This is a genomic window from Pelosinus baikalensis, from assembly GCF_020819555.1.
Taxonomy (GTDB): domain Bacteria; phylum Bacillota; class Negativicutes; order DSM-13327; family DSM-13327; genus Pelosinus; species Pelosinus baikalensis.
Map to the genome: position 1 here is coordinate 19,514 of NZ_JAJHJB010000024.1, position 20,538 is coordinate 40,051.

Consider the following 20,538-nt stretch of genomic DNA (forward strand, 5'->3'; position numbering starts at 1 on the left):
AAAAATGGACAAGTAGAAATAGCCCAACCAACGTCAGATGAAACTAGTGTGGGACTCATGAGTGTGTTGAAAAATCGGAATATTTGCTTATTAGCCCTTACTTATTTCGGATTTATGTGTGCATTCTTTGGTTTATTATCCTGGCTGCCCAGTTATTTAGTAAAAGCACGTGGTTTTGAATTGGTGAAAATGGGTATCTTCTCTGGATTGCCATTCTTAGCATTGGGTATTGCCCAACCATTTGGCGGATGGCTTTCCGATAAGGTGTTTAGCGGTCACCGTAAAACGTAGGCAATTCTTGTGAATTTAGCAGCTGGGCCGGTACTTTATGGTGTGGTTGCAGCCCCAACAGAAAATATTGCTATGGGGCTTCTGGTTTGCACAGGATTTCTTGTAGGTATGGCGTTTGGTCCCTTATGGGCTATGCCGATGGAATCGGTTAAACGTAGTTATGTAGGTATGGCGACCGGCGTTATGAATGCAGGTGGTAGTATCGGTGGTATCTTATCTCCAATTGTCATTGGATATTTGGTTGGCATGTCTGGTTATAATGCTGCATTCGTCTTTATGGGCGGCACATTAGTCTTCACCGCTTTAGTTGTATCTTTAGTAAAATTACCTCCGAAAGCTGATGCGCGTCTTGCAACAGCTGCTGAAAATTAATTTATTAACAATTTCGATACTTTACGTAAATAGAAGTGGATCTCATACAGCTGACAATCCGAGGGTCTGGGCTACGTAATGATGACCTAAAGTGCAATAGGCAGAAGGAAGTGGATGATCATTGAAGCTGGAAGCGTTATTGATTACTCTGGATGCTGTGCTTGATGTCCTGCCGGATGATATGGATAAAGAAAATCCGGAATGATTGAAGCTCTTACGGGAGTTTGTGGAATTACTAATTACCGCACGAAAGTTTTATACTGTTTAATCGAAAAGCACGCTTCCAGCGCTTTTTGAGTTGCAGATGACTAGTAAAGAAAGCCATCAAGTGTTTTTTACTTCTTGCTATATTGACTTCACTTTGAACAGCTGAATCAGTTTTGCTATTTAGGCAAATCTTCGTGTGGATGTGAGAACGGTAGTTTCTTTATCCACTGACGGAATATAAATTTGACTGTTATTTTTTCAATAACAACAAAAAGTACCGGGATTAAAAATACTCCCAAAAACGTGGCTGTGAGCATACCGCCAACGACTGCCGTTCCCATGGCTTTTCGTGCACCCGCGCCGGCTCCGCTGGCGATGGCCAATGGAATACAGCCGATGATAAACGCTAGTGAAGTCATCAGAATCGGCCGTAAACGAATGGTAGCCGCTTCGATAGCCGCCTGCACCGGGTCCATGCCTTTATCCACTCTGACTTTGGCAAATTCTATGATTAATATAGCATTTTTGGCCATCAACCCCAGCAACATTACCAAGCCAATTTGCATGTAAACGTTATTTTCTAAATGTCGTAGATACTGGAATAAAAAAGCACCGAAAATACCAGTGGGTATACAGAGAATAACCGCAAATGGAACGCTCCAACTTTCGTAAAGAGCCGCCAAACATAAGAACATAAACATTAATGCCAGGCCAAATACGATAGGCGCACGGCCACCTGATATTTTTTCTTCGCGGCTTTGATCGGCCCATTCGTAACTAAAACTGCCCGGTAATGTCTGAGCGGCTACTTCTTCCAAAGCGGTCAATGCCTGCCCTGAACTGTAGCCGGGGGCAGGAGTGCCGCCAATCTTAATGGCCCGGTAACCGTTGAACCGCTGAATCAGGAATGGACCGCTAACTGGTACCGGTTTTACCAGGGTATTTAGCGGTACCATTTTTCCGGTTGTGGTGCGTACAAAGAAGAAGCGGCTGGAGTCTACATCATTTCGGAACTGGTTTTCAGCCTGGATTACCACTTTGTAGGTTCGATCAAAAATATTGAAATCGTTGACTTCCAAGCCGCCTAAGAAAACTTGTAGAGCATTAAATACATCATCCACTGGAATGTCCAGCGCTTTTATTTTTTCCCGATCAACCTCGAAGCGGTAACCGGGAGTATCCACTCGAAAATTAGAATAAACGGTTCCAATTTCCGGACGTTTGCGGGCAACGGCAATAAACTCTTTGGAAATGCAGTCCAGTTCTTCGTCGGAGTTGCTGCCCCGGCTTTCCAACATCAATGTAAATCCACCCATCGTCCCGACGCCAGGCAGGGGCGGATAATTGAAGGCGAGCACTGTCGCTTCCGGTAATGAGCGAGTGAGTGCTAATGTCTGACGAATTTCTTGGTCAATCTGTAGTTCGGGAGTTGTTCTTTCGTCCCAGTGGGTAAGGCCGACAAATATATTGGCGCTGTTCGGTTTATTCGCTCTAGTTAGAGGATCGAGGCCGGTAACGATGGCAATATCCTGTACGCCGGGTTGCGAGCTGAGCAGTTGGCCGATCTTCTTACTCGTTTCCTGCGTACGATCCAGACTAGCCGCTTCCGGTAGATTCACGGAGTTAAGATAAAAGCCTTGATCCTCCGGTGGAACAAAAGAAGTCGGTACGGCCCGGAATAATCCGACACTCGCAATCAACACGACCACGAGTAGTGTGATAGACAGAGACGAGCGCTGAATCACCCTGACCAAGCCCTTATCGTATCGGTCTACCATACTTTCAAACCAGTTGTTGAATTTGGCGAAAAACTTGGCAATCAATCCCGTATGCGCTCTAGGATTATAAGGAGTAAGCAATAGCGAGCAAAGCGCCGGCGTCAGCGATAAGGCCACTACGGCTGATAACCCCATCGAGATGGCGATAGTCAATGCAAATTGCTTGTATAATACGCCTACCATCCCGCCTAAAAAGGCCACCGGAATAAAGATCGACGCCAGTACAAAAGCAATGGCTACAACTGGGCCCGAAACCTCACTCATCGCCCGTATAGCGGCATCATGCGGACTAAGTCCGTTATAACGCATATGATGTTCGACCGCTTCAATGACGACGATGGCGTCGTCTACCACTAGGCCGATAGTCAACACCATGGCAAACATAGTCAAGGTATTGATGGAAAAACCCAATGCCAAAAATGCGCTGAAGGTTCCGATCAGTGAAACCGGGATGGCCAGCATGGGAATTAAAGTGGCCCGTACGCTTTGCAAAAACACGAATACTACCAGCAACACCAGTAATAAAGCCAGAACAAAAGTTTGTGCCACTTCTTTCAGAGATTCCCGGACAAATTTAGCCGTATCGATAAATACATTGGAATCCATGTCAGGGGGAAACCGTTTGGTAGCATCCTCAATGACTTTTTTACAATTGCTCACTGTTTCCAATAGATTGGCATCAGTGGTTGGCTGAATCATGAAAAAGATTGCGGGATGGTCGTTAATGTCACAGGAAAAGCCATAGTTTCTGCCGCCGATTTCGACCTTGGCTACATCGCCGAGTCGGATAAATGACCCATCCGGTTTTGAACGGATGATAATCTTGGCGAATTCCCCCGGCTCGGCTAAACGGCCTTGAACGGTGGCGGTATATTGAAATTCCTGGTTAAGTGATGGCCGCTGGCCGATGGTTCCGGCTGGTGCTTGGAGATTTTGCTCGTTGATAGCCTTGGAAATGTCGCCAGTGGTAATGCCTAACCTGGCCATTTTATCAGGCTTAAGCCAGATCCGCATGCCGAAATCGGCACCATATTCGCTGATGTTGCCCACGCCTTTAACACGTTTCAGGTCTTCAATGATATTAATATCACCGTAGTTTTTCATAAAGGTACTGTCATAGGTTCCATTAGGCGACCATAACGCAAAAATTAGAGCAAAATCCGACGATACTTTGCGGGCGGTGATACCAGCCTGCAAAACCGATTGAGGTAGAGATGGATTCGCTTGTGCCACTCGGTTTTGTGTTTGCACAACCGCTAAATCCGCGTCTTTCCCTAATTCAAACTGGATATCCAGTTGATAAGAACCCGAATCAGCACTAGTTGATAACATAGATGACATATTTTCGATACCATTAATCTGCTGCTCGAGGACCTGGGCAACTGTTTTCTCCAACACCTTGGAATTAGCCCCGCGATAGTTGGTGTCGACGCTAACGTGTGGCGGAGTAATCTGGGGATACCGGTCAATCGGTACATTGAAAGCGGAAATCAAACCGACCAGTGTAATAATCACTGACAATACTATGGCAAAAATCGGATGCTTGATAAAAAAATTAGACACAGAACGCCCTCCTAATTCTTAGCTGCACTTTGCAGTTCATTTTGGTCTATCATTTCTATACTGAGGAGTGTTCCTGGCGGGGTCTTAGCAAAACCTTCTACTATTACACGATCGGCTGTTGTTAATCCTTCCTCTATCACCCACAAGTTGCCAATACGTGGTCCCAATTTTACTGGTCGCGGTTCAGCCTTATCGTCCGCTCCAACAATGGTAACAAAAGTATTGCCTAGTAGTTGCTGCACAGCTCGTTGTGGGATTAACAAAGCCCCCTGACGAACTTCACTCTGTGCCACGACACGGGCGAACATGCCAGGCATAAGCATTTCTTGAGGATTATCAAAAGCCGCTTTCATCGTGAGTGTCGCTGTGTCTTGCGCCATGCCGCGATCCACCTGTTCAATATGTCCTGTAAGCGGAAACTGTGAACCATCGCTAAGAATCAGCTTTAGATTGTTTCCCCATTCTTTTGGCGAAGCACCACGCCCAACTTGGGTAAATCGCAGATACTCATTTTCACTCATGCTAAATTGGATGAAGATGGGGTCTACTGAGGATAGGGTAGCGATTACCGTCTGGCCAGCCTGAACAAAACTGCCAACGCTAAGGTCGTTTACATCAATGCGGCCGCCGAAAGGGGATACAATTAACGTATCTTGTAGATCGGCTTCTGCCAGTTGCACTCGCGCACGATTAGCATTTACCTGAGCGGCATTTTGCCGTTCCGATGATAATGCAGTATCGAGTGTCTGCATGGGGATTGCTTGTTGAGCAGCAAGCTTTTGATATCGCATAGTATCCATCTGGGCATTACTTAGTGTTGCCTCTGACTGTGCCAGCTGAGCTTGGTTCGTAAGTAAAGCTGCTTCATACTGACGACGGTCAATTTGAAATAATGGCTGTCCCTGAGTAATCTTATCTCCACCGGTTACCATTTTTTCTACAATATTACCGGACACTTTTGCGCGAATTTGCACTTCATTTTTTGCTATCACCTGGCCGACAAATTCGTATGTAACCGGGGTATCCTGCTGGACTACCTGCATGGCCTTAACCTTGACAGGTTGAGGAGCCTGAACCGCCTGCCGATTACCACAGCCAGCCATCGCTATCACCATTAACAGGGCACTCAAAATAAAAAAAAAATTCTCTCTTCGACGTGTGAAAATCAATGGATATCCCTCCTATTATCGATTGTGATCTTTGGCTATCTCTCAGAGTTGTTTCTAATTATATCAATCCAAATTTCATATGTATAATACGGAAATAGTCTTTATTTTATATGAAAAAAATATAATGCAGAACAAATGGAATCGAATTAGGATCGCATACACAATTTATTGGTGAAGTTGTTGATTTTAAGATTGATGAAGAAGTAATAAGTAATGATGGAATACCCGATTTAGAAAAAATTAATCCACTTTTATACGTTTTTTCTACCGGAAAGTACAATTATTACAGTATGGGCAAGCATATTGGCAATGCATTTTCAATCGGAAAACCTATAAAATAAATAGAGAATATTGGATGAGTAAGGTACTAGTTCATTTTCTGACGGGCTATTTAGGCAAGTTTTTGTGTAGGTGTGAAGAATGTAGATTCTACATGAGGATATAAGTATGAACCCCCTGCACCAATGAGGTGCAGGGGGTTCATACTTTACAATCGTTATTGTGCCTCTCAGCAAACATATCGATAAAATGCCGGGCGGCAGCCGATAGATATCGGTTTTTCAGCCAGACGCTCGCAACAGTCGTTGTTCGTAGTGGTGGTTCGACAATATCCTTAAATATTAAATTGCTACAAGTTATCAGGCTTGCAGCGGATTTTTGTACAATTGCCACGCCAAGTCCGACATCCGCCCATGACAGCATCGACCTAATATCATCAAGTGTACAAAGGATTCTTGGTTTTAGACCGAGCTGTCGATAATATTCCAAGAGTTTCGCCTCATATTTACGGTGTACGATAAGTGGCTTATCAGCGAGATCTGCTAAACGTACAGAATCTATTGATGCATCATTAGCGTTCCATTTCGGAGCAAAAACGGCTGCAATCGGTTCATTAGGCAAAGTGATTGCGGAATATGTTTCTAAATCAGTAGGACTTCTCGTAATACCGATTTCTATTACCCCTCTTATTAATAATTCCTCGATTTTGTAGAAATCGTCTTCCCATAATTGAAAGTTGACTTCCGGATAACAATCGTGGAATTTAAGTATTTGCTCCAACAAAAAGGTGGAGCCTAAGGTACAACCCCATGGCATGGCTAATCCTACAGCTAAGGTTCCCTGCAAGCCATCTGCTACATCTTTTACTTCTTTTTCAGTTTGATCAATCAATCCCAGTATTTGCTCTGCGCGGCTACGCAATACGTGTCCTGCACCAGTTAGCCTGATTTTACGGCTGCCGCCTCTTTCAATTAACTGAACTCCCAGTTCGGTTTCAAACAGTTTAAGTTGCTGGCTAAGCGGTGGTTGAGCCATGTGTAAGTTTTTGGCAGCCCTAGTGATTTGCCCTTCTTCTGCGACTGCAAGGAAATATTGAAGTTTTCTAATATCCATCAAAAAAAACCTCCTCTTACCGAACTTCATATTTATTCTCATATGATATAAAGACTTTTTTTGTATTATACATATGGAATTCGTTTGAGTATATTATATATAAACTCTCAAACATAGTCAAAAAGAGTGGTATAGGGTGGAATTTATGTGACTGTGATTTCTATGACAGTCCTTAACCATTAAAAGGTTAAGTTAAAAATTACAAAGGAGATGAGTGAAGATGGAAAAAATTTATTTTGATCATGCAGCTACTACGCCGATTGATAGTGAAGTGGCAAAAATAGTGTTAGAGTATACAGCACAGAAATATGGTAACCCCAACAGTATTCATTCTTTTGGCCGTGAAGCTCGTAAGGCAGTGGAAGAAGCCAGAGAAAGTGTGGCTTCTTTACTGGGAGCTGATAAGAGTGAGATCTTTTTTACCAGTGGTGGCACTGAATCGGATAATCTTGCCTTGAAGGGAGTCGCTCTGGCTAATCGTAAGAAAGGTAATCATATTATCACTACGGCTATTGAGCATTACGCAGTACTACGTTCCTGTGAAGAGCTAGAAAAGCAAGGTTTCCTTGTTACATATCTACCTGTAGATGAAAATGCAATGGTTCGAATAGAGGATGTAAAAAATGCGATTACTGACAAGACCATACTAATTAGCGTAATGTTTGCCAACAATGAAGTTGGTACGATTCAACCCATAAAAGAAATAGGCCAACTTGCGAAGGAAAAAGATATATATTTTCATACTGATGCCGTACAGGCTGTAGGTAGTTGTCCTATTGATGTGAATGAATATCATATAGATTTGCTCAGTTTATCCGGGCATAAATTATATGGGCCTAAAGGTGTTGGGGCTGTTTATATACGCAAGGGTATAAAAATCGGAGCATTACAAGATGGTGGTTCTCAAGAACATAAATTAAGAGCTGGCACTGAAAATGTGTCTGGTATCGTTGGTTTAGGAAAAGCGGCTGAAATAGCCAGACGTGAAATGGTTGGGAGAATTGCTTATGTTACGACATTGCGCGATAAACTTATTAAGGGAATTCAGGACAAAATCCCGGACAGTAAATTAAATGGTCATGATGAAAGGCGCTTACCTGGTAATGTTAATTTTTGCTTTTCGTATATTGAAGGAGAATCGCTGCTTTTAAATCTTGATTTAAAAGGGATAGCGGCTTCTACTGGATCGGCATGTGCATCCGGCTCGCTTGATCCTTCTCATGTATTGCTGGCGATGGGCCTTTCACATGAAACAGCACAAGGCTCTCTTCGCCTATCGTTAGGATGCGGCAATACAGAAGCGGATGTTGAATATTGTTTAGAAATATTGTCCCAGATCGTTGAGCGATTGCGGAGCATGTCACCACTAAGTGCAACAACGAACTTGTTACTCAATAATCCGTGTAATCAATACTATAATCATTAATTGAAGCATTTCGGAAGAGGTGGTTGTTGATTATGATGAATACTGTTATAAAGGCGGATGCCTGAAATGACACTAAGCCGAATTCGTAGTTTTGACGGTGCTGTCGCAATTATTACCGGTGGAGGATCAGCAACCGGAGCATCACTTGATCAGGAATTGGCAAGAAGGGGGTGTGAAATCGTTCTCGCTGATTACCCAATAGATGGAGTGAAACAAGTCGCAACTGAAATCCAGGCTGCGGGAGGAACCGCAACTGCGGCAGAAATTGATGTTACTGATTCTTGGAATGTCGAAGCTTTGATTTATGCAACGATCAGACGAACTGGCCGATTAGACTATATGTTCAATTACGCGGGTACTGGTTTGTGCAGTACGGCTTTTGGCCGGAAAATTGAAGATTGGGATACAATGATAGAGAGAAATCTTCGTGGCATCATATATGGGGTCCGGGCAGCGTATCAGGTTATGCTGGTTCAAGGATTCGGACATATTGTCAACATTGCCCCAATCATTGACGTATTCCCTGTATCAGAAAATAAGAGTTACGCTATTACAAGGCATGCCATTATCGGATTTTCAAATGCAATGAGGTTAGAAGCTGCTTCGGCAGGAATCCGCATAAGGCTCTCTGCCCGGATTTTATTGGGACTTCCGCTGTAGATCAGGATACGAAATATAGTAGAAGAATTATGAAATTTTCGCCACAGCAATTAAACGCGAAAAAAACAATAGAACCGGCTAAATCAGGGCCATCGGAGGTTTTTGCTGTCAAAGTGTTAGACGCAATTGCCAGGAATGAAGCAATCATTGTTACTTCTGAATAAGCTAAACCGTTTATTGGATTAAGCGATTTTCTTAGCTTTCCACAGTCATTAATAGCAGGGAAACACTCATGCATACTGAAAAACAAAATGGGTGAAATTCGAAATGGAGGAAGAGGATAAGGATGAATGAGATATTAAAAATAATTAAGAGCCGGAGAAGCATAAGAAGCTTTACCGAGCAGCAAATCAAGGAGGAAGATTTACAAGCTATACTGGAAGCCGGACAATATGCACCAAACGGAATCGGCAACCAGCCCTGGCATTTTATTGTTGTCCAGAACAAAGAACTGCTTGAAGCACTAAGTAGCGCCTCCAAGCAAGTCGCCAAGAATCACGAATTAGGATTCTTCAGAAATCTAGCCAATACCAAAGAGTTTAATGCATTTTATGGAGCTCCGACAGTAGTGATTGTTGCGGGCGATGAACAAACTCAGTGCTCGCTAGCAGATTGTGCCGCAGCAACCCAAAACATGTTGCTTGCAGCGGAAGCCCTTGGCTTAGGTGCTTGCTGGATTAATTTTGGCCTTTTTATCTTTGATGGTGAGGAAAGTGCGCATTATAAGCAGCTTTTGAAAGTTCCTGAAGGATTCAGACCTTTCTATTCAGTGGCGCTGGGCTATAGAAAAGGCGAGGTACCTAAGGCTGCACAAAGAAAAGAGCAAGTTGTAATTTTCATATGATATTGCAAACTAGTTAAGTTAATGGCATGAGGAGGAAGATATTTTTAGATTCCGACAATAATATTCGATAAACATGAGAGGCATGTGTTTATTCTGCCGGCTCCAGAAAGAAGATTCGCCTTCTTATAAAAAATCTCGCCACCTTTCTGGCAGCAACTCCCGAGTAGGTGGGGTCATTCTTGCTAATAAATGTAAGTAAGGAGGAAGAAGCCTGAGATATTCTGGGAAAGCTTTACTCTCGAAGCAAATGCCGCCGGATATTTTTGCGCAAAAAGTGCTGGATGCCGTTCGCCAGAAACGAGGTAATTATTGCTATACCGAGTCGCAATAAACTATTCTGGTGGTTTGACCGTCTATTTCCCGAATGGAATTTACGGTTGACGCAAAAGAAAGTGGCCGAATATTTCCGGTAGGGATAGTAAACTATACTCTCTTCATCCGCTCCGTTCAGCCAGCGTTGTATCCTGCCGGGAGCTGTTTATAAACCTCCCTACCCCTACAAAGAATCTGAAAGATTGATTGCAACAGTAAATAAAATAATAGAGATGGCTGCCAAGAAGAATATCATCATTGTATATATCTAGCCGGTATATGGCTACTGAACGAAACTGTTACCGCTTTCATATTATTGGGGGGAGCTATGGTTGTTACTGGGGTTTATTTGACCAACAAGTTTAAGGTTGTTGTCATTAGTTCCCAATCTAATTAGATGTGCAGTAGTCAATATGTATCAGTTCCCAGTATAAGCGGGATTTTTAGCTAGAGCTGCTCTTGTGCAAGAGCCAAATCATCCGGTTTATCGTTCGTGGCGACATATTCGTAAGTATGGGGGACGTCCATTGAAAGAGGACTGATATACTAACATGCAAATGTTTTGTTGGCTCCGAGCTGAATTGATGGCGAACTTCGGCTAGGCAACAACTCCCTAGGGCCTACCGAGTAGTAGGGGGAATGACTGGATAAATGTCGATTATATAGCAACAAAAAGCTCCGCTCAGCCTGTTCAGGCAATAGAAATGTTCAACTCCAATCATATTAAGCATGAAAAATATTGATATGGCCATTGAGGAGACGTTTAACAATAAAGGTAGATTTATCTCAGTGTTTTAGCAAGTCAAGTAGTGGTAAATCAATCATTATTGCCAGCACAGAGGGTAACTAATCTATACCTAGTTATGATGATATAAAGATCGGATTAAATATCAAAAGGAAGGGACTGGTGGAAAGTGAATGACGGAATTAACAAGATTATAGAGCAAAATATTAAAAGGGCAATGAAACAGGGAGCATTCAACGATTTACCCGGCCAGGGCAAACCTTTGCAACTTACTGATCTCACGTTTGTTCCTCCGGAACAGCGTGGAGCATTTTTGGTTATGCAGAATTCAGGCTCGTTGCCGCCGGAAATGGAGTTGCGCAAAGAAATTACCAGTTTGGAAGAAGAGTTGCAAACTGCTGCTGGGGAAGAAAAAGCTGTTATACAGAAAAAGCTTACGGAAAAGAAAATGTTTTATGACGTTCTGATGGAACGAAGAAAACGCTAGAAATTGAAATAAACGGTTAGTTTTTCAAGATACTGATTAGATGGGTAGCTTCTCTTATTGACATAACGATAAAATATGTTACAATTTCAAGTTATCATTTTTCATAGGGACAAGGAACCTGTCTTGTGTCCCTATACGCTGCATTTCTACGTTCATTGACGAAACAGGTTATAGGGTGTAGAATAGACAATATCGAAAAGAATATTTTGGCAAACCAATTGAAAAGTTGGGACGCAAAGCTATGGGTCTAAAGACGAGTTGTCTATGATTGCCAGGTTGCTAGTGAATCATAAATTAAGTGAATCGTGATGAGTTAATTAGCACTTGCCTTGGGCGGGTGCTATTTTTTATGGCGGGATAGGTAGGTTCAATATAGTAAGTTGGCAATTTTGAAGATAAGTGAAAAATGGATGGGGGAGAATTTTTTTTATGAATTTGCTTACATGGGTGAAGAAAAGTATTCAGGTAAAGGTTACAGCTGTTTTAGTAATTGGGCTATTAGTAACATTAAGCATTCTAGGAGTATGTAATTTCTACAATGCAAAAAGTATATTGGTTTCAGATGCTGAGGAGGATCTTGTCCATCGAGCAAATGCCTATGCTGAAGACATTGGGACGTGGAAAGATACTCGTGAAATTGAGGTTTCCATATTGGCAACGAATCAAAGTGTTGTTAACGGAGATACGCAGGGGGCACTTGCTTATTTAAAAGAAGAGACCAAACGAAATCCTATTTATTCACGGTTTTGGCTTGTAGATGCAAAGGGGCAATCCATTCATACATCAGGGGATAGAACAAATATCGCTGATCGTGAATATTTTAAACAGGTCATGTCAACTGGCAAAGCGACAACTACCGATCCAATTATTTCTAAGGCTGATGGTAAATTGGTGGTATCTGTGGTTGCGCCAATCAAAAAGAATAACCAGATTATAGGGGCTCTTGGCGGTACAGTGCCTATTGATGCTCTCATTTCACGTATTAATCAAATTAAGGTTGCACAAAGTGGTTATGCCTACGTAATTCAGGGTGATGGTTTAACCATCATTCATCCTGATAAAGACCAAATAATGAAGACAAATATATTAAAGGATCCTAATGCAAATGATCAACTTAAAAATGTAATTAATAAAATGGTAAATGCAGAAACCGGAACTGGTAATTACGTAGACGAGGGCATTACGAAGTACATTGCTTTCGCTCCTATTCCTGGAACTCATTGGAGCTTGGGGATCAATGTACCGGAACAAGAAATTCTTGTAAAATTGGCCCCCTTTCTAAGAGCCTCCTTTATTACAATCGGTTTGATTCTTATTGCTGCTTGTGGTTTTGGTATTCTGGTTTCAAGGAATATAACAAAGCCGATTATAAGAATGAATAAAGCAATTGAAAAAATGGCAGAAGGTGACTTAACCTTACAAGTAGCTGCTCTAGGTATGACGGCAGCACAGAGTGCCGATGGTAAAGACGAATTAGATGCAATGGAGATCCATTTTGATACTATGGTAAAAAAAATACGCAGTTTGGTTCAACAAATTGCTACTTCAGCAGAACTGGTAGCAGCATCTTCCGAGGAACTTACGGCAAGCGCAGAACAATCTTCTGTAGCTGCCAATCAAATAGCTGAAACGATAACGGAAGTATCTTCAGGCAGTACGTTTCAAATGCAAGCAGTAGATGTTGCAGAGGATGCTGTTGAAAAGATGTCTGCTAGTATACAACAGGTAGCTGCTCACTCTGGTAATGTAGCAGCTACTGCTGAAAAGACTGCGCTTGCTGCTCAAGATGGTGGTAAGGCAATAGAAGATACTACGAAACAGATGGAGAATATTGAGAAAACAGTAATGAACTCAGCTCAGGTAGTCGAGAAACTTGGCAATCGTTCAAAAGAGATTGGTCAAATTGTGGATACCATTGCTGGAATTGCTGGTCAAACAAATCTCCTTGCATTGAATGCTGCAATCGAGGCAGCACGTGCTGGTGAACAGGGCAGAGGGTTCGCTGTGGTAGCGGAAGAAGTTCGAAAACTAGCTGAACAATCTCAGGACGCAGCAAAACATATTGCAGTACTAATTGGTGAAATTCAAGGTGATACTGAAAAAGCAGTTAACGTAATGGCCGAGGGGACGAATGAAGTCAAGCGAGGTTCAGAAGTAGTTCATATTGCAGGCAAGGCTTTCGGGGAGATATTGAAATTAATTGAACAGGTTTCCAATCAAATCCGAGATATTTCTGCTGCAATTCAGCAGGTAGCAGGTGGCAGTGAGCAAATTGTTTCCTCAATTAAAGAAATCGACAGAATCAATGGTGAGACAACAGGGTATACCCAGACTGTTTCTGCCTCAGCCCAAGAGCAGTCTGCATCAATGGAAGAGATTGCTGCCTCTAGTGAAGCTTTATCTAAAATGTCTGAGGAACTTCGCTCTATTATAGCCCAATTTAAAGTATAAATGCTTCCTTCAAACTACTCATAATCTACCTTGTTAGTAGATTATGGGTAGATTCTCTTTATATTTTGAAATGAAAATTAAATATGGAAAGATTAGGGTTAGATTTTTTATGTGGACACGAACCTATCTCGTGTCCCATTGAAAAGGGATTCACCCCTTGGCTATATGAGGCTGACTAATAGTAATGTCTGCAGATGTTGTAGATTTTTGTCTAAACATATGATATAATTATGTCAATAGCAAGGGCGCTGTTTTCTTATTTAAGAAAAAACAGCGTCTTTTTAGTTTAATTCAGCAAGAAAGGAAGGGGGGAAAGATTTATTTGAAATAAGAAGTTACATGAATGTCTTTATAAATTTTTTAGAGGGAGAGAATTTTTTTATGATGACTGCTGTTGGTGTTATTGTAGTAATTATTACAGTTTACTTTTTGATCAAGCGTTATGATGCGCGATTGGTATTATTAGCTTCTGGTATTATTATGGCTTGTGTGGCGGGGACGCCGATGGTTTCTTTAAATGCTTTTGCAAAAGAAATGACCAATAGTGGGCTGATTCAAGCAGTTTGTTCCGTTATGGGTTTTGCAATGGTAATGAAGTATACAGAATGTGATAAACATTTAATTAATCTTATGGCAAACGGTCTTTCCAAAGTTCGACCGCTTTTGATTCCGGGTGTGGTTTTGGCTACCTACGCAGTCAATGTAGCACTACCAAGTGCTGCGGGAACGGCAGCGGCTGCAGGGGCGATTTTTGTACCGTTGATGATGTCGGCAGGTGTACATCCGGCGATGGCGGGAGCAGCGGTAAAATGCGGTACATATGGCAGCATGTTGAATCCAGGTTTGGCACATAATCCGTTTGTAGCCAAGATTGCCGGTGTGGGCGTTATGGACGTTATCGCATTTCACTTTAAAGCTAATATTGCGTCTTTGCTTACAGCAACAATTTTGATTACGTTGATTGCTTATTACAGAAAAGAGCATACAGGGTATAAAGCCGAGGGTTTTGAGGCCGAGGCATCTTTCAAGGTAAAACATCTATACGCGTTGATGCCGATCTTTCCTATTGTAATTCTAATTTTAGGTGCAACGGCAATTATTCCGGCATTTAAGATGGATGTTCCACAAGCCATGGTTATCGGTTCTTTAGTTGCGCTGTTAGTGACGAGAAAAAATCCTGTCAACTTGAGCAATGCATTCTTCGATGGTATGGGGAAAGCTTATGGTGAAATTCTTGGTATCATCATTGCGGCTGGTGTATTTGTTTCTGGCTTGACAGCAATTGGACTTGTAAAAGCTTTTACCGATTCAATGCTGAGCAATCCAGCAATTGTTAAGATTTGTGCAGCAGTCGGTCCATTTATTTTGGGATTAGTTGTTGGTTCCGGCGATGCGGCAACTTTTGCATTTAATCAAGCCATTACACCACATGCAGCAGATTTTGGTATGTCAGTGGTGCAAATGGGCAGCATGGCCACACTAGGTGGTACACTAGGGCGCACGATGTCACCAATTGCCGGTGCCACAATTATCATAGCTGGTATTGCTGGTGTCAATCCAATGGAAATCGCAAAGCGTAACTGCTTGCCAATGGTAGGTGCTATGATAGTCGGTATGTTATTCTTGTTAGCGTAGAAATTGTTACCCTTCATTTGGAACAGTAATTTTTAAAAGAGGTGTTGAGTTGTTGTGGGGAAAATTACTATTGTAGCAGCAGGAGACTCTTTTATTACGCAGCGTTTACCGCAATGCTTATATTGGTCATGGTCCACATATTTGGCGAGGTATTGAAATCTATAAAAATCGTCCAATTTTTTATAGCCTTGGCGATTTCATTTTCCAAAATGATTCGGTGGAACGACAGCCAACAGAATTTTATGACCTTTATGATTTGGGCGTAGAAAATACTGTATCTGATGGACTGGATGCTCGCAGTGCCAATGAAACAAGAGGACTGGTTGTCGATCCTAAAGTATTTGAATCGGCCATGGTTTCTTTTGCTGTGACGGATGGGGAAATTGATGAAATTACTTTAAAACCGCTTTCACTGGGATTTGAATATGGTAGAGCGCGTCGCGGTCGCCCTCAATTTTCCGATAAAGAAAACGGAGAACGAATTTTGCGTGATATTGCTGATTTATCGGCAGAATTTGGCACGAAAATTATGATAAAAGATGGCGTAGGAACGATTGGATTAAAATAAGGCGTTTTGCCATTAAACCGTATCGGTCAAATGTAAAGAAATAGCAAACAAATAGTAGCCTACAACCGTTCAATGGTTGTAGGCTACTATTGTTGCGTAAGCGAATACCACATGCTCAGCATATGATTTTTGATAATTTAACAGGAGAACTAAATCGGTATATAGAATATTAACCATGTTTCTCTCTGAAAAGGAGCTATGGTTATTTTTGCATAATGGCAACTATATGGTTGGCAATATAGAAAACTCATATGAGGAGTGTCGTATTATGCGTAGGTTAATTTGTTTAGTAATTGTTATTAATATTTTGCTGATTTTCATGCCGGGAAAGTCATATTGTGCCGACTCCAAGCTTGAACTGGATTGGGACTACTTGACTCACGCACACTTCAAAGACCGCTATATTGATACGGTATCACTACATATATTTGAGAATATTTCGAAAAAAAATAATAGGTCTATATATAGAGGCATTACAATTACTCGGCCGTATGGGTACATAAATGATAATAATCAACAGACGAAAGACAGTTCTGCAGTCGGCATCGGTCCTGTTTACATGATTCGCCATGAAAAAAAACTTTCTGGAAAGCTATATGAAGCATTAGATATGAGCGGCGGATTTATTGTATATGACAAAATATTTCCGGCTGAAGGAAGATATTATAATTTTATGTGGCGGATCGGGCCTCGATTCACTTATAAAATCAGCGAAAACTCTTCAGTAAATATCGGGTATATGCTAATGCATGTTTCCAATGGTTTTAGAACTCATAATCCTGGATATAACGCCCAAGGAGTTTCAGTGGGGTTTGCGGCAAAATTTTAAATTGGCAAAATTCTAAGTGGAATATCTAAAGAACTGCTGCTTTATGAAAGAGAAGCTACCCATAATTACCTAAGTAGATTCATGGGGAGCTTCTCTTTTAGTTGATATACCGATAAAATAAAAACAATTTAGAACTATCGTTTTTAATTGGGACAAGGGACCTGTCCCCGTGTCCCTTAAAGTTGAAGGAGTTCCATATATAGGGTTAGATCATTTGATTGCTGGAGAAGATATTGAAGTATTCATTCATGTCTTAAAATGCAATTTTAAAATTGATAAAGAACAATTGAAAAAAGATTTAATATTCTATTTTTCTATAAAAAAAATAATTGAGAAATCAACAATTTTAGATGTAAATAAAGTACTTAATTTTGTACAGAATGCAGTTGATAAAATGGAAGAAAAATTAGAGAAAAATTCGATTAGTTTTTGAGATTGTGTTTAGTGATTAATAGGGAGGTAGAAATTTGAAACAAGCAGTAATTTTTGATATGGATGGAGTTTTAGTTGATACTGAGAACTTTTATTTTAAAAGAAGAATGAAATTCTTTGATGAATTAAAGATAGAGCCAGCTTCAAGGAAAATTCAAGATTTTGTTGGATTAACTAATGAAATGATTTGGGAAAGATTAATACCTAATGATGAGAAAAAACGCAAAATTTTAAGAGAAAAGTATGTTGATTATTCTAAAGAACATGAAGTTTGTTTTTCAGAAGTATTGAACACTTCAGTTAAAGAAGTGTTTAGAAAACTAAAAGATAAAAATATTAAAATAGCGATTGCATCATCTTCAGAAAAAAAAGATATTTTAAGAATGATAAAAGAATGCGAACTTAATAATTATATTGATTTTGTGATTAGTGGAGAAGAATGCGCAGAAAGCAAACCGAATCCAGAGATTTATATTAAAGCTGTCAAGGCTTTGGACTTATTAGAAACAGAGGCATTAGCAGTAGAAGATTCAGTGTTAGGAATTCGTGCAGCAAAATTAGCAGGATTAACTGTTGGAGCTTTAGTACAAAAGGATTATTATATTGATCAATCAGAAGCAGATTATAAAATGAATGATTTAATTCAATTAATTGCACAAATTTAAAGTGATAAGATTGCTGTAGATTACATACAAGTAGGATTTAGTATTTATAAAGAGAAGCTGCCCATAATAACTTATTAGCAGTCTTTCTCGATACAAAAGCAGTAGATACTAAAATTCAAGGTATTTATCTAAAGCACATCCAAGCCATCGGAGCCGCAATACATAACATGATACTTGCTGGATTGGAGAGATATTAAAAAATGAGCATAAGATGAAAGAACTGCTAGGATTTTGAAACGATTTTGAATTAATGGCTGTTATATCTGTTGGCTAAGTAAAGACACGATAAAAATCAGCAAATCTTTGCATAGGCAATCCTCTCAATCTTTGATTACTAAAAAGAAAGAAGTGAATAAATACAATGGAGAATCAACAAAAGGTTTTTGAAAAACTAGATGAACTGAAAATTAAATATGAGGTAATGAATCATCCAGCTGTTTATACAATAGAGGAAATGGATGAACTGGGAATTGCCAATCTGGATGATGTATGTAAAAATCTATTTTTGCGAGATTACAAAGGCAAGCGACATTTTATTGTAGTATTAGATAAAGATAAGCAAGCAGATTTGAAAAAAATGCGCGAACAACTGGGAACTACCGCTTTAAGCTTTGCCTCTGAAGAAAGATTGCAAAAATACCTGCAACTAAGTAAAGGCGCAGTAACACCTTTTGGGATAATCAACGATACGAATTGTGCTGTTGAGGTAGTCTTTGATAAAGATTTGATAGATAAGAAGAGCCTTGGATTTCACCCAAATGAGAATACGGCAACTGTTTGGGTTTCTTTTGATGACATTAAAGAAGTGATCCAGCAAAATGGCAATAAGATCGCTTATGTAACAATGTAAATGGGACACAGGGACATGTCATTTGTGCCTGTGTCCCATTCTTTATTTCTCGGCATCATCTTCGTTATTATTAAATGGTTTCAAAGCGGGTTGTAAATTTAATGATCTGGAGGGGGACATTGTCTCAGACCGAACAAAAATACCTTCCTGCCATATCTGATATGCGTATATTATAACTCCTAGTGCGGAGGTCATAAAAACGTCTAGCATAGGGCTAACACTTTGAAATTGAATTACACCTCTATTACCTAGAAAATAATTTTCAAATACTAGAGTATAGAACAAATTTAATAAAAAATCCGCACCTACGTACAACCAAAATCGCCCATACGTAAATTTTAAAAGCCACATTGTAGCTACTGGTATGGGACCATACAGATATGGGACGTTCTGGAGAGGATAAAGCTTTACTGGATATACCCACCATCCAAATGTGATACCCACTTCAAGAATCATTGCACTCGTAACCGTGGCAAATAGGCCAACAGGTATTAAGCGCTTGATATCCGCTTTTTTCATGAAAAGAAGAGTGAGCCAAGAAAGGATAAATATGGCTGATAGAATCGTTTGGTTACTCAAGGTAGTAAATCCTCCTTTAAAAAACTTAACTTCTTTATCGTACTGTTTGGTTAGTATATGCTTCACATAGATTTTTATCAGAAATGGGACACATGGACAGGTTGCTTGTCCCGAGAGATGGAAGAATTAAGAGTCCTAAACTACAATTCTATGAGAACTTTCTGAAACCCACAAAAAGGGCAGTACATTGAGCATTTTTCTTTTGGAAAAAAACGATAGTGGCAGATTGAAAATCCATAGCATATTCACCGCAATTTCCTTCTTCCTGGGTAAGCAAAAATTTTGTGCGTAGATAGTTTCAAGGCTCAACTTGCAGTTTTTTTCTGCTGGTTGAGCCTTTTATCGCACAAAACTTTCGATTGAACCCTAAACGAACCATCCCGTGCTTTAAAGGATATTGGAAGAGTAATCAGAAATAATAGTAGAGAAGTTTTACATATCATATCGATGATGCTGGAGCATAAAAAGAAAGAGAGAGGGTCAAATGAATAACGTAAATAACGGAGTACTATTTTCAGATGGACTATCACAAGAAATAAAAGAATGTTTTTATTATGTAGATAATGACCCGATTTTGGGTGAACGACTTTTCTTTGCGAATGCCGGAGGGTCATTTAGACTCAAAAAAGCAGTAGATACATTTGCAAGAATTGATTCTATAATTGCAATGGGATTTGAAAATCTGGGATATGAGCAAGCAGTTCAAGAGTACGATAAAAAAGGAGTCATTGTATATGAAAGATTGACTTCTAGCCCCTATTCAAAAAGGATGCTTGATTCATTCAAATTAGATGGTGCCCTTAGAATTGCACCGCTGCATTGCCATTCAGTTGTGGATATTGATAAATTCTTAATAGCAACAATAGAGTTGTCTCGATTATAAATGAATCGGCAGGACGAATCATGGTAACGGTGAAAGGGAGGCACTCTGCCTTTATTAGGCGGCAGCCTAAAACAAGTTCCCTTGTAGGGCAAAAGAACCTTCAGTTGGAAAAAACCAATCAAACCCATCTTGGTAAACTAATGATTAATAATGTAAAGATATGGAATAATTTAGTAATTATAAAAGAGAAGCTATCCATGATCTACCTTTCTAGTAGATTTATGGGCAGCTTCTCTTTAGATTTAGCATCTAAGGCACTAGCATGGCGAGTCAAATTTAATATAGAAGAATGACTTTTACAGTGGTTTCGAACGCCCCCAAGTGTCACATACGCCACCACTGTCCTATGAAATGTGCTTTACGATAGAAATTACCGAAATTTACAATTAATAATTAGTAC

At 40.4% G+C, this 20,538-nt stretch carries 20 protein-coding genes, 1 pseudogene and 1 riboswitch; of the genes and pseudogenes, 17 read left to right on the forward strand and 4 right to left on the reverse strand.

From position 1 onward, the window contains the following. Positions 1-57: 57 nt before the first annotated feature. On the forward strand, positions 58-291 hold the full coding sequence (locus LMF89_RS16065; RefSeq protein ID WP_229535979.1) for an MFS transporter: 234 nt from the start codon (positions 58-60) through the stop codon (positions 289-291). Positions 292-300: 9 nt separating this feature from the next. Further along, the gene (locus tag LMF89_RS16070; protein ID WP_229535980.1) at positions 301-663 is read left to right on the forward strand and encodes an MFS transporter; all 363 of its coding nucleotides are present in this window, start codon (positions 301-303) and stop codon (positions 661-663) included. Between the two features lie 383 nt (positions 664-1,046). Here LMF89_RS16070 and LMF89_RS16075 read toward each other — a convergent pair whose 3' ends face one another. The 3 genes from LMF89_RS16075 to LMF89_RS16085 all read right to left on the reverse strand — a co-directional run bounded on the left by LMF89_RS16075 (position 1,047) and on the right by LMF89_RS16085 (position 6,772). Further along, the gene (locus LMF89_RS16075; protein WP_229535981.1) at positions 1,047-4,211 is read right to left on the reverse strand and encodes an efflux RND transporter permease subunit; all 3,165 of its coding nucleotides are present in this window, start codon (positions 4,209-4,211) and stop codon (positions 1,047-1,049) included. Between the two features lie 11 nt (positions 4,212-4,222). Next, entirely contained in the window at positions 4,223-5,380 is a 1,158-nt protein-coding gene (locus LMF89_RS16080; RefSeq protein WP_229535982.1) for an efflux RND transporter periplasmic adaptor subunit, read from the reverse strand. A 480-nt stretch (positions 5,381-5,860) separates the two neighbouring features. Then, positions 5,861-6,772: a LysR family transcriptional regulator gene (locus LMF89_RS16085; protein WP_229535983.1), complete on the reverse strand. Its 912-nt coding sequence runs from the start codon at positions 6,770-6,772 to the stop codon at positions 5,861-5,863. Between the two features lie 220 nt (positions 6,773-6,992). On the opposite strand from LMF89_RS16085, the gene nifS reads away from it, so the two are divergent. The 13 genes and pseudogenes from nifS to LMF89_RS16145 all read left to right on the forward strand — a co-directional run bounded on the left by nifS (position 6,993) and on the right by LMF89_RS16145 (position 18,676). Continuing rightward, a complete protein-coding gene (gene nifS, locus LMF89_RS16090; RefSeq protein ID WP_229535984.1) occupies positions 6,993-8,198 on the forward strand; it encodes a cysteine desulfurase NifS in 1,206 nt (401 codons plus the stop codon). Positions 8,199-8,264: 66 nt separating this feature from the next. Beyond that, entirely contained in the window at positions 8,265-8,858 is a 594-nt protein-coding gene (locus LMF89_RS16095) for an SDR family oxidoreductase (RefSeq protein ID WP_229535985.1), read from the forward strand. A gap of 29 nt (positions 8,859-8,887) precedes the next feature. Beyond that, positions 8,888-9,022 (forward strand): hypothetical protein, encoded by a 135-nt coding sequence (locus LMF89_RS25850; protein WP_255711432.1) that lies wholly within the window; start codon positions 8,888-8,890, stop codon positions 9,020-9,022. 122 nt (positions 9,023-9,144) lie between these two features. Next, complete coding sequence (locus LMF89_RS16100; protein ID WP_229535986.1) at positions 9,145-9,702, forward strand: nitroreductase family protein; 558 nt, start codon at positions 9,145-9,147, stop codon at positions 9,700-9,702. A gap of 1,226 nt (positions 9,703-10,928) precedes the next feature. Then, positions 10,929-11,246 carry a DnaJ family domain-containing protein gene (locus tag LMF89_RS16105; protein WP_229535987.1) on the forward strand — a complete coding sequence of 106 codons (318 nt, stop codon included), beginning with the start codon at positions 10,929-10,931 and terminating at the stop codon, positions 11,244-11,246. Positions 11,247-11,444: 198 nt separating this feature from the next. Beyond that, a riboswitch (cyclic di-GMP riboswitch) is annotated at positions 11,445-11,530 on the forward strand. 145 nt (positions 11,531-11,675) lie between these two features. Next, the gene (locus LMF89_RS16110) at positions 11,676-13,697 is read left to right on the forward strand and encodes a methyl-accepting chemotaxis protein (RefSeq protein ID WP_229535988.1); all 2,022 of its coding nucleotides are present in this window, start codon (positions 11,676-11,678) and stop codon (positions 13,695-13,697) included. A gap of 381 nt (positions 13,698-14,078) precedes the next feature. Beyond that, positions 14,079-15,332, forward strand: coding sequence for a C4-dicarboxylate transporter DcuC (gene dcuC, locus LMF89_RS16115; RefSeq protein ID WP_229535989.1), 1,254 nt, complete (start codon positions 14,079-14,081; stop codon positions 15,330-15,332). 121 nt (positions 15,333-15,453) lie between these two features. Next, positions 15,454-15,528 (forward strand): annotated as a pseudogene (locus LMF89_RS26280) (CapA family protein); the annotation flags it as partial. A 21-nt stretch (positions 15,529-15,549) separates the two neighbouring features. Continuing rightward, positions 15,550-15,900 carry a hypothetical protein gene (locus LMF89_RS16125; protein ID WP_229535990.1) on the forward strand — a complete coding sequence of 117 codons (351 nt, stop codon included), beginning with the start codon at positions 15,550-15,552 and terminating at the stop codon, positions 15,898-15,900. Between the two features lie 268 nt (positions 15,901-16,168). Continuing rightward, entirely contained in the window at positions 16,169-16,729 is a 561-nt protein-coding gene (locus LMF89_RS16130) for an acyloxyacyl hydrolase (RefSeq protein WP_229535991.1), read from the forward strand. A gap of 169 nt (positions 16,730-16,898) precedes the next feature. After that, complete coding sequence (locus LMF89_RS16135) at positions 16,899-17,162, forward strand: hypothetical protein (RefSeq protein WP_229535992.1); 264 nt, start codon at positions 16,899-16,901, stop codon at positions 17,160-17,162. Between the two features lie 34 nt (positions 17,163-17,196). Beyond that, a complete protein-coding gene (locus LMF89_RS16140; protein WP_229535993.1) occupies positions 17,197-17,826 on the forward strand; it encodes an HAD family hydrolase in 630 nt (209 codons plus the stop codon). Between the two features lie 361 nt (positions 17,827-18,187). Beyond that, positions 18,188-18,676 carry a prolyl-tRNA synthetase associated domain-containing protein gene (locus tag LMF89_RS16145; protein WP_229535994.1) on the forward strand — a complete coding sequence of 163 codons (489 nt, stop codon included), beginning with the start codon at positions 18,188-18,190 and terminating at the stop codon, positions 18,674-18,676. 42 nt (positions 18,677-18,718) lie between these two features. Here LMF89_RS16145 and LMF89_RS16150 read toward each other — a convergent pair whose 3' ends face one another. Further along, positions 18,719-19,255, reverse strand: coding sequence for a hypothetical protein (locus tag LMF89_RS16150; protein WP_229535995.1), 537 nt, complete (start codon positions 19,253-19,255; stop codon positions 18,719-18,721). 484 nt (positions 19,256-19,739) lie between these two features. Between LMF89_RS16150 and LMF89_RS16155 the strand changes: the two genes are divergently transcribed. Both LMF89_RS16155 and LMF89_RS16160 read left to right on the forward strand, forming a co-directional pair. Then, positions 19,740-20,138 carry a hypothetical protein gene (locus LMF89_RS16155; protein ID WP_229535996.1) on the forward strand — a complete coding sequence of 133 codons (399 nt, stop codon included), beginning with the start codon at positions 19,740-19,742 and terminating at the stop codon, positions 20,136-20,138. Between the two features lie 20 nt (positions 20,139-20,158). Further along, on the forward strand, positions 20,159-20,431 hold the full coding sequence (locus LMF89_RS16160) for a hypothetical protein (protein ID WP_229535997.1): 273 nt from the start codon (positions 20,159-20,161) through the stop codon (positions 20,429-20,431). The last annotated feature ends 107 nt before the right edge of the window (positions 20,432-20,538 follow it).